The sequence below is a fragment of the Salinispora goodfellowii genome (assembly GCF_059570675.1).
On record NZ_JCANTD010000067.1, the window covers coordinates 1 to 6,838 of the forward strand.

Consider the following 6,838-nt stretch of genomic DNA (forward strand, 5'->3'; position numbering starts at 1 on the left):
CGGATAGGGCGGGAACGGCTACGGCAGATCCTGCACCGGCACCGGATCACCTTCCAGCGGACCAAGACATGGAAGGAGTCCACCGACCCGCAGCGCGATGCCAAACTCGCCCGGATCGAGTACGTGAGCAGCCACTTCCCGCAGCGGGTGTTCGCCTTCGACGAGTTCGGACCCCTCGTGATCCGCCCGCAGGCCGGCACCGGGTGGGCATCCGCCGGCCGTCCGCGCCGGCTGCCGGCGAACTACCACAAGCTGCACGGCGTCCGGCAGTTCCACGGCTGCTACTCCGTCGGCGATGACCAGCTTTGGGGCGTAGTCCGACGCCGCAAGAGCGCCGCGAACACCCTCGCCGCGCTCACATCGATCCGCGCCGCCCGACCGGACGGGGCACCGATCTACGTCATCCTGGACAACCTGTCCGCGCACAAAGGCCACAAGATCCGTACGTGGGCGGCCCGCAACAAGGTCGAGCTGTGCTTCACCCCGACCTACGCCTCCTGGGCCAACCCGATCGAGGCACAGTTCGGGCCGCTGCGCACCTTCGTCATCGCCGGCTCCAACCACCCCAACCACCCCACGCTGACCCGAAAACTGCAGGCCTACCTACGCTGGCGCAACGCCAACGCCCGCCACCCCGACGTCCTAGCCGCCCAACGCCGAGAACGCGCCCGCATCCGCAGCGAACGACAACGACGCTGGGGCCAACCAGCTACCCGCGCAGCCTGACCACAACACCCCGAACGTTCGTGGTCACGGCACTAGCGCAAGCCGGGGGAAGCGCTGGAAGATCGCCGGCAGCGCGACGCGCATCTCCATGCGCACCAGGTTCTGACCGAGGCACTGGTGAATGCCATAGCCGAACGCCATGTGCCCGGCTGTCCGGCGGCCGAACTCCAGCCGGTCCGGCTCGGGGAACCAGCTCGGGTCCCGGTTGACCGCGGGCAGCGAGATCGTGATCGACTCGCCGGCGCGCAGCAGGTGTCCCTCGACTTCCACGTCCTCCAGCGGCGTGCGCGGCACCCCGAAGTGGAAGATGGTCAGGTATCTGAGCAGTTCCTCCACCGCGTTGTCGATCAGAACGGGCTCCGCCTGTAGCCGGGCCAGGTGCTCCGGGTGCGACAGGAGGGTGAAGGTGCTCAGGCCCAGCGAGCCAGCCGTCGATTCGTGCCCCGCGGTCAGCAGCAGCACCCCGATCCCGACGATCTCCTCGGTGGCGAGCGTGCCCTCAGCCGCCAGCATGCTGAGCAGCCCGCCGGTGTCGGTGTCCCGGTCCACTACCAATTGCCGCAGCAACGCGTACAGCTCGTCCATCGCCCGCGAGGCGTCCTCCGCGCTGGCCTCCAGGCTGAACAGCGTCGCGCTGTTGCGCTGGAACTCCGCCCGGTCGCGGTAGGGCACCCCCGACAGCTCACAGATCGCCAGCGACGGCACCGGCAACGCGAACAGCGACACCAGGTCGGCCGGCGGCCCGTGCTTCTCCATGGCGGTGAGCTGGTCGTCGACGATCCGCTCCAGCAGCGGCCGCATGTCCTTCATCCGTCTGGCAGTGAACTTCCCGGCCAGTTGCAGCCGCAGCCGGGTGTGCTCCGGCGCGTCCATGTCCACCGGCCAGCCGGATTGCGGTGACCGACCTCCCTGGTGACAGTTCGAGCCAGCCCATGGTCCGCCTCGGCGTCGTGGTGCTGCCGGAGTACGGATGGCCCGAGACACGGCGAATCTGGTGCGCGGCAGAGGAATGGGGGCTGCAACACGCCTGGACCTTTGACCACTTCTCATGGCGGTCTCTGCGGGGAGAGCCGTGGTACGACTCCCTGACCACGCTGACTGCGGTGGCGGCCGTAACGGAGCGGATAAGGGTCGGCACGCTCGTTGCGTCGCCGAACATTCGTCACCCGGTACTCATGGCCAAGCAGGTGATGACCCTGGACGAGATTTCCGGTGGACGGTTCGTCCTGGGCATAGGGGCCGGAGCGGCGGACGGTGCGGACACGCGGGTAATGGGCGTGGCCGACGGCGTACGCCGCGGCGATCGTTTCGAGGAGTTCGTGACGCTCACCGATTCGCTGCTGCGTCAATCGCGCACCACCTCCCACGGGGCCTACTACCAGGCGGTGGAGGCGGACATGGTGCCGGGTTGCGTGCAACGTCCGCGGGTTCCGTTCGCGCTCGCGGCCAGTGGACCGCGGGGCTTCCGCTTGGCCGCCAGGTTCGCCGAGACCTGGGTGACGATCGGGGACGCTGGTCGGCCGGGTGAGCGGTCCGAGGCGGACGGATGGGAAATGCTTCGGCGTCAGGTCGGGCAACTGACCGCCGCGTGTGAGCAGGCTGGGCGCGATCCGGAGCGGATCGGCAAACTTGTCAACGTGAGCAGGGTGGTGCCGGACCCGTACGTGTCGGTCGAGCGCTTCGTCGACGTGGTGGGGCGCTGCCACGAATTGGGTTTCACCGACATCGTGGTCAATCATCCCCGCCGGTCCGGGATTTTCCACGGCGACCCGGACACGTTCGCGCACGCGGTACAGCAGGCGCTGGCCGTCTTCGGCCGGGGCGGCTCGTAGCGCGGTCCATAGCCGCGTCCAGTGGGAGCCGCTGTTCAGTGGTCGGAACGTCTGCCCGAGGACGGGTCGGTTTCCGTCTGAACACGGACGAGCTGGTCGCCGGTGGCGGTCCGGTAGTAGAGGACGGACCGCCCGCAGCGGCGACGGTGGACTAGTCGCGCGTCGAGCAGGATCTTGAGGTGGCGGCCCACAGTGCCCAGTCCATAGCCGCTCAGGGCGACGAGTTGGGTGGTGCTCTTCGGTGTGTCCAACTGGTTGAGCATACCGGCCCGGACCGGGCCGAGGAGCGCACCGAGTGCGCGGGGCGCCATGGTCTGTCCGACTTCGGCGAACAAGCCGGTGCAGGGGTACACCACCGCGTACCGGTGCGGCTGGTCCCAAGCCACCCAGCCACGCTGTGCGGTGGTCGGTATCGCGACGCCTGGTAAGCCACGTCGTCACCGTGCTCGCGAAGGGATGGTCGGAGCAGGTCGTAGCGGACGCGCTGGCCAGCGACGTCGCCGGCCTCGATTCGGTTGCCGCCGGGCTGGTCGGGCGGATGATGGACCTCGCGGCCACCCCCGTCCAGCCGGACCCGCACCACATGCGAGAGGGCATTGGCTGAGAAGATCCGGCAGCAGACAATGGGCGATGCTGACGGCGGTCGGCGGTCGACTAAGGGACGTCTCGTAACTGGGTGAAGGGGTCGCCCGGAACCGGACCGGTGGTGCGTCACTGGCCCCCGGCATCTCGTTCCCTGTGCAGCTTCTTGCGTAGTGCCCGCCGAATACCGCTATCGTGCTTTTCCGGGTCCGCGAGGTGTAGACGTAAATCGGCTAGGGACTTCAAGCCGGGCGGCAGTGGTTCTCCCGCAGGACGCGCGGCGCTGTTGCCTCCACGCCCGGACACTCGCTGTCGAGATCGACTACCTCGACGGGGAGATCGAGGCGCTGCTGCAACTGGCTGCCGCCGAACGCGAGCTGGGCGAGTTGGTCTCGGCCCGGGCCACGTCATGGAGGCCGACGCCCTGGTGCGGCGGCGCAAGTTCTGGCTGCACCACGGCACCGTCCTGCGACGCCTCGCCGCGATTCAACTGGGCGAGGGGGTCGCCGAAGCCGAGCAGACGTGCCGACGGGCCATCGCCGTGTGCAAGCGGCACGGTCAGCAAGCGGGCCACGCCGCTGCGCAGACTTTGCTGGACCAGATCACCGCCGGACAGTCGGCTCTCACCGATCGAGGGCGTCGGTGAGGGCGACCGTCCCGCCGGCTCAGACTGCGGCTGCCGGGTCGGCCGGCGCTGGTACGGACCGTCGCGCGGAAGTGCGGCGCCGCCAGTAGTGGGCAGTGCAGATCCACACCAGCGGTCCCCACAGTACGAGCGGTAGGTAGGTACCCCAGAAAGCCACCGCCTGCCAGTCGCTGAACTGCATGACCCCCGGGTCGCCGTTCAGTTTTCGGCCTAGGACCAGCATCAGGAAGGCGTATGGCCACAGGACGGTGCAGATCGTGGCGCCGATCGCGGCTGGTACGACCGCAGCGAGTACCGGTATGCGCCGCCCGCCGAGACCGGGGACCCAGCGCGGGACGACCTCACCCCAGACCGCGACCAGGCCGACCGTCAGTAGTGCGAGCAGTTCGCTGACGATACTCAGGGTTATCACGTACACCGGACCGTCCCACACCACCGGGCCACCTCCTCCGGGTGCCGGCGTCTCCTCCATGAGATGGACGCCTGCCGCGACAAGAGCGATACGCCAGATGCCAGAGGGAAGGACCATGAGAGGGACCGCGTAAGCGCACCACACCACCCACCTAGGAACCCCGTCGACAATCCGGCCGTGCGGAATTATCACATCGTCCTCCGTTCGGTCCAGGCAGGCTGATTGGTGCGGGCTGCACCCCATCCAGCCCACCGTGGCGGGTCAAGCTAGTGCCGTGACCACGAACGTTCACGGTGTTAGTTGGCACGCCCCGCGCAGCTTGACCCCAACACCCCGAACGCTAATGGTCACGGCACTAGTCGGGCTCGGACACCAGCCCTTTGGCACGCAGGTCATGCATCTGCCGAGCGGGCGGCGGGTATGAATCCCGGTCAGAGGGACGCGGCCCCTCCGGACCGTCCGAGCCGAACCGCACGAAGGTCTCCATCCGGGTCACCCGGCATGGCACACCGTCAACCTCGAAGTCATCGGTACGCGGCGGCTGATGGGCCGCTCGCGCGCGTTCATACGCTGCCCCGAACTCCTCGGCACCTGTGTTGTTGTCGAACACGAAGCCCTTCATGGAAAACGAGCCGTCCTCCCGTGCCACCTGCGGCGATACATACACCGCCGGCCCCCGTTGCCCCCAGACGTACTCCGCCCGCGTGGACGCGTGCTCGGGGGTCTCCGGTAGCTCGCTGTGGAGCCGGCGAAAGTGGGAGGCAAGGTTGTCACGGGCATGCTGAGGCTCCTCGTCGTCGAGCTTCACGATTCGCCACCGGCTGCCGTCCTGCTCGGCCGCACCGAAGACCGGGGCGCCCCACATCAGCTTCGGATACACGGTCGCACGTTGTCGCGCGTCGTCTTCGGCGACCACCGAAACAGGATGGTCAGGCTGCTCAATTTTGATCAACAGGTGATCAGGTGCCCGGTCTTCGCGATAGGCCATCTCCGCATTCTGTCCTTCCACGCCAGCAACCGCAGCCCCACTACACCGCGGATGTCGACGCGAGGCTCCGGTGGAATGGGATCCTGAGGTAGGGGGTCCGATCGTAGACGGCATGACAAGCTTGTAGACCCAATCACCCACTACGTAAGGAATACTCGCGAATGTCTGCACCACTCGATCCTCATGTCGCGATCGAGATTCACGACCTGGTCGGCGACGTGGCTACTCGGCACACCGTGTACGAGGCGCGGCTGATGCGTGGCGTGGTGATGACCTGCGACCCGGGCGTCTATCGGGGGCACACGGTTCCGCTGCTGGTCGTCTGACGCGCTCTACTTCCGCTCAGCCTCTTCAGGGTGCGGGCGTGTTGCCCGTACCCGGCTGGTGGAAATCCGGTTCGAGCGCGGCCGGACGGATCTGCTTGCCCGCGCCGCCTTGCACGGGCTGACCCGACCACAACCAGGAGGACACCATGACCGACGCGATCGACCTCGACGTCACCGCCGAGATAGCCGAATTCACGAGCCTGCTCCGCGCCCGCCTCACCGGCATCTTCGATGACGACAGCCCAGCCGGAAAATCTCCTGCCGAGAACCTATGGAAGGACGTCCACGGTCGCGCGGTGATGGAGGCCAGCAGCATGCAGGAACTCGCAGACAAGGTTGGTGATCTACTGGCCGTTAAGCGGAACATCGGGGTCGTGGTGGCCGCGCTCCTGGCTGTCGAGCTAGCGACGCAGACGGGTCGTTCTGCCATTGACGTCATCGATGAGGTGGAACGGACCCTGGCGGAGGGGCAGCAGTGACCACACCCGCTCACCGCTCACCGACTGGGCTTGTCTGACGTTGTCCGTCTACCCTGAGATTCGCTGGCCCGCCTTTGCCCCCGTGAAGGCGGGCCAGTCCACATCTACGGCCGGCTCGTCCGTCCCCGCAACCAGGATCGCCAGCGGGCAGGAACTGCGGACGGGGCGTGGTTCAGGGGCCTGCCTGAACGGCCGGCTCAAACCACGCCTGTGCCGATGCGGTGAGCAGACATCCCACGATGATCCCGGTGAGCGCAACCGCCAGCACAAGCAGCCCGGGATTGGCCAAAGCTCCAATGAGGAGTAGCACGGCAACGCCGATGCCCAGCTGCCGGGCGGGAGGCCAGGCCCGCCACATTCCGACGGCCGTCACGATCGAAACCACGGCGACAGTAGCCATGATCGCTGTCGCCGCTGCTCGGTCAGAACTGTTGATGACATTGAAGACGGCCGAGAGTGCGCACGTGATGGCGGCTATCACGTACAAGCCGACGGGAGCAAGAACTGTCGAGGGCATGCGGGGGCGGGCGGTGGCGTCGTCCACAGGGCTATTGCGTAGTGCCGTTTAGCCTGTTCACGGTCGGTTTTCCGGTGGTCACAGCGGTGATGAGGTCGTGGGGACGCTGGCTGGCTTCGCGGGTGGCTTCGGCGATGTTGGTGGCGCCGTTGAGGCGGTGGTGCCCGATCGAGGTGTTACGGAGGGTGGCGAAGACAGCGGGTCCGTTCCCGGTCCGGGCTTGATGCGCATCTTCACGTAACGTGACATCTCGTACATAGTGCACCCTGTTTTCGATCTGCCACTCCGCCCGAGCCCAGGCGCCCAGATCGACCGGCCGGGCCTGACCGG

Annotated in this window: 11 protein-coding genes and 1 pseudogene; 6 read left to right on the plus strand and 6 right to left on the minus strand. The window is 67.2% G+C overall.

The window, feature by feature from the left end; translation table 11 throughout:
• The coding region (locus T398_RS26370; protein ID WP_496448902.1) for an IS630 family transposase at nt 1-726 on the plus strand (726 nt) is incomplete at its 5' end.
• 24 nt (nt 727-750) lie between these two features.
• Here the strand turns inward: T398_RS26370 and T398_RS26375 are convergent.
• Nucleotides 751-1,599 (minus strand): cytochrome P450, encoded by an 849-nt coding sequence (locus T398_RS26375; RefSeq protein WP_496450521.1) that lies wholly within the window; start codon nt 1,597-1,599, stop codon nt 751-753.
• A gap of 23 nt (nt 1,600-1,622) precedes the next feature.
• Here T398_RS26375 and T398_RS26380 point away from each other — a divergent pair, with 23 nt between their 5' ends.
• Nucleotides 1,623-2,558, plus strand: coding sequence for an LLM class flavin-dependent oxidoreductase (locus T398_RS26380; RefSeq protein ID WP_496450512.1), 936 nt, complete (start codon nt 1,623-1,625; stop codon nt 2,556-2,558).
• Nucleotides 2,559-2,593: 35 nt separating this feature from the next.
• Here the strand turns inward: T398_RS26380 and T398_RS26385 are convergent, their stop codons facing one another.
• Nucleotides 2,594-2,944, minus strand: a complete 351-nt coding sequence (locus T398_RS26385) for an ArsR/SmtB family transcription factor (protein WP_496450513.1) — start codon at nt 2,942-2,944, stop codon at nt 2,594-2,596.
• Between the two features lie 56 nt (nt 2,945-3,000).
• On the opposite strand from T398_RS26385, the gene T398_RS26390 reads away from it, so the two are divergent.
• Together T398_RS26390 and T398_RS26395 are read left to right on the plus strand one after the other, a co-directional pair.
• Complete coding sequence (locus T398_RS26390) at nt 3,001-3,162, plus strand: hypothetical protein (protein WP_496450514.1); 162 nt, start codon at nt 3,001-3,003, stop codon at nt 3,160-3,162.
• Nucleotides 3,163-3,549: 387 nt separating this feature from the next.
• The gene (locus T398_RS26395) at nt 3,550-3,786 is read left to right on the plus strand and encodes a hypothetical protein (RefSeq protein ID WP_496450515.1); all 237 of its coding nucleotides are present in this window, start codon (nt 3,550-3,552) and stop codon (nt 3,784-3,786) included.
• 19 nt (nt 3,787-3,805) lie between these two features.
• On the opposite strand, the gene T398_RS26400 is transcribed toward T398_RS26395, so the two are convergent.
• Nucleotides 3,806-4,222: a hypothetical protein gene (locus tag T398_RS26400; protein WP_496450516.1), complete on the minus strand. Its 417-nt coding sequence runs from the start codon at nt 4,220-4,222 to the stop codon at nt 3,806-3,808.
• 331 nt (nt 4,223-4,553) lie between these two features.
• Entirely contained in the window at nt 4,554-5,186 is a 633-nt protein-coding gene (locus tag T398_RS26405; protein WP_496450517.1) for a DUF5954 family protein, read from the minus strand.
• Nucleotides 5,187-5,347: 161 nt separating this feature from the next.
• Here T398_RS26405 and T398_RS26410 point away from each other — a divergent pair, with 161 nt between their 5' ends.
• The gene (locus T398_RS26410) at nt 5,348-5,512 is read left to right on the plus strand and encodes a hypothetical protein (protein ID WP_496450518.1); all 165 of its coding nucleotides are present in this window, start codon (nt 5,348-5,350) and stop codon (nt 5,510-5,512) included.
• 146 nt (nt 5,513-5,658) lie between these two features.
• Complete coding sequence (locus T398_RS26415; protein WP_496450519.1) at nt 5,659-5,991, plus strand: hypothetical protein; 333 nt, start codon at nt 5,659-5,661, stop codon at nt 5,989-5,991.
• A 172-nt stretch (nt 5,992-6,163) separates the two neighbouring features.
• Here the strand turns inward: T398_RS26415 and T398_RS26420 are convergent, their stop codons facing one another.
• The gene (locus T398_RS26420; protein ID WP_496450520.1) at nt 6,164-6,535 is read right to left on the minus strand and encodes a hypothetical protein; all 372 of its coding nucleotides are present in this window, start codon (nt 6,533-6,535) and stop codon (nt 6,164-6,166) included.
• 4 nt (nt 6,536-6,539) lie between these two features.
• Nucleotides 6,540-6,838, minus strand: a pseudogene (locus T398_RS26425) (hypothetical protein); the annotation flags it as partial.

Coding starts and splice junctions, on each gene's coding strand:
- T398_RS26410 (WP_496450518.1), top strand. CDS start 5,348: ATGTCTGCACCACTCGATCCTCATGTCGCGATCGAGATTCACGACCTG.
- T398_RS26415 (WP_496450519.1), top strand. CDS start 5,659: ATGACCGACGCGATCGACCTCGACGTCACCGCCGAGATAGCCGAATTC.
- T398_RS26375 (WP_496450521.1), bottom strand. CDS start 1,599: ATGGACGCGCCGGAGCACACCCGGCTGCGGCTGCAACTGGCCGGGAAG.
- T398_RS26405 (WP_496450517.1), bottom strand. CDS start 5,186: ATGGCCTATCGCGAAGACCGGGCACCTGATCACCTGTTGATCAAAATT.
- T398_RS26395 (WP_496450515.1), top strand. CDS start 3,550: ATGGAGGCCGACGCCCTGGTGCGGCGGCGCAAGTTCTGGCTGCACCAC.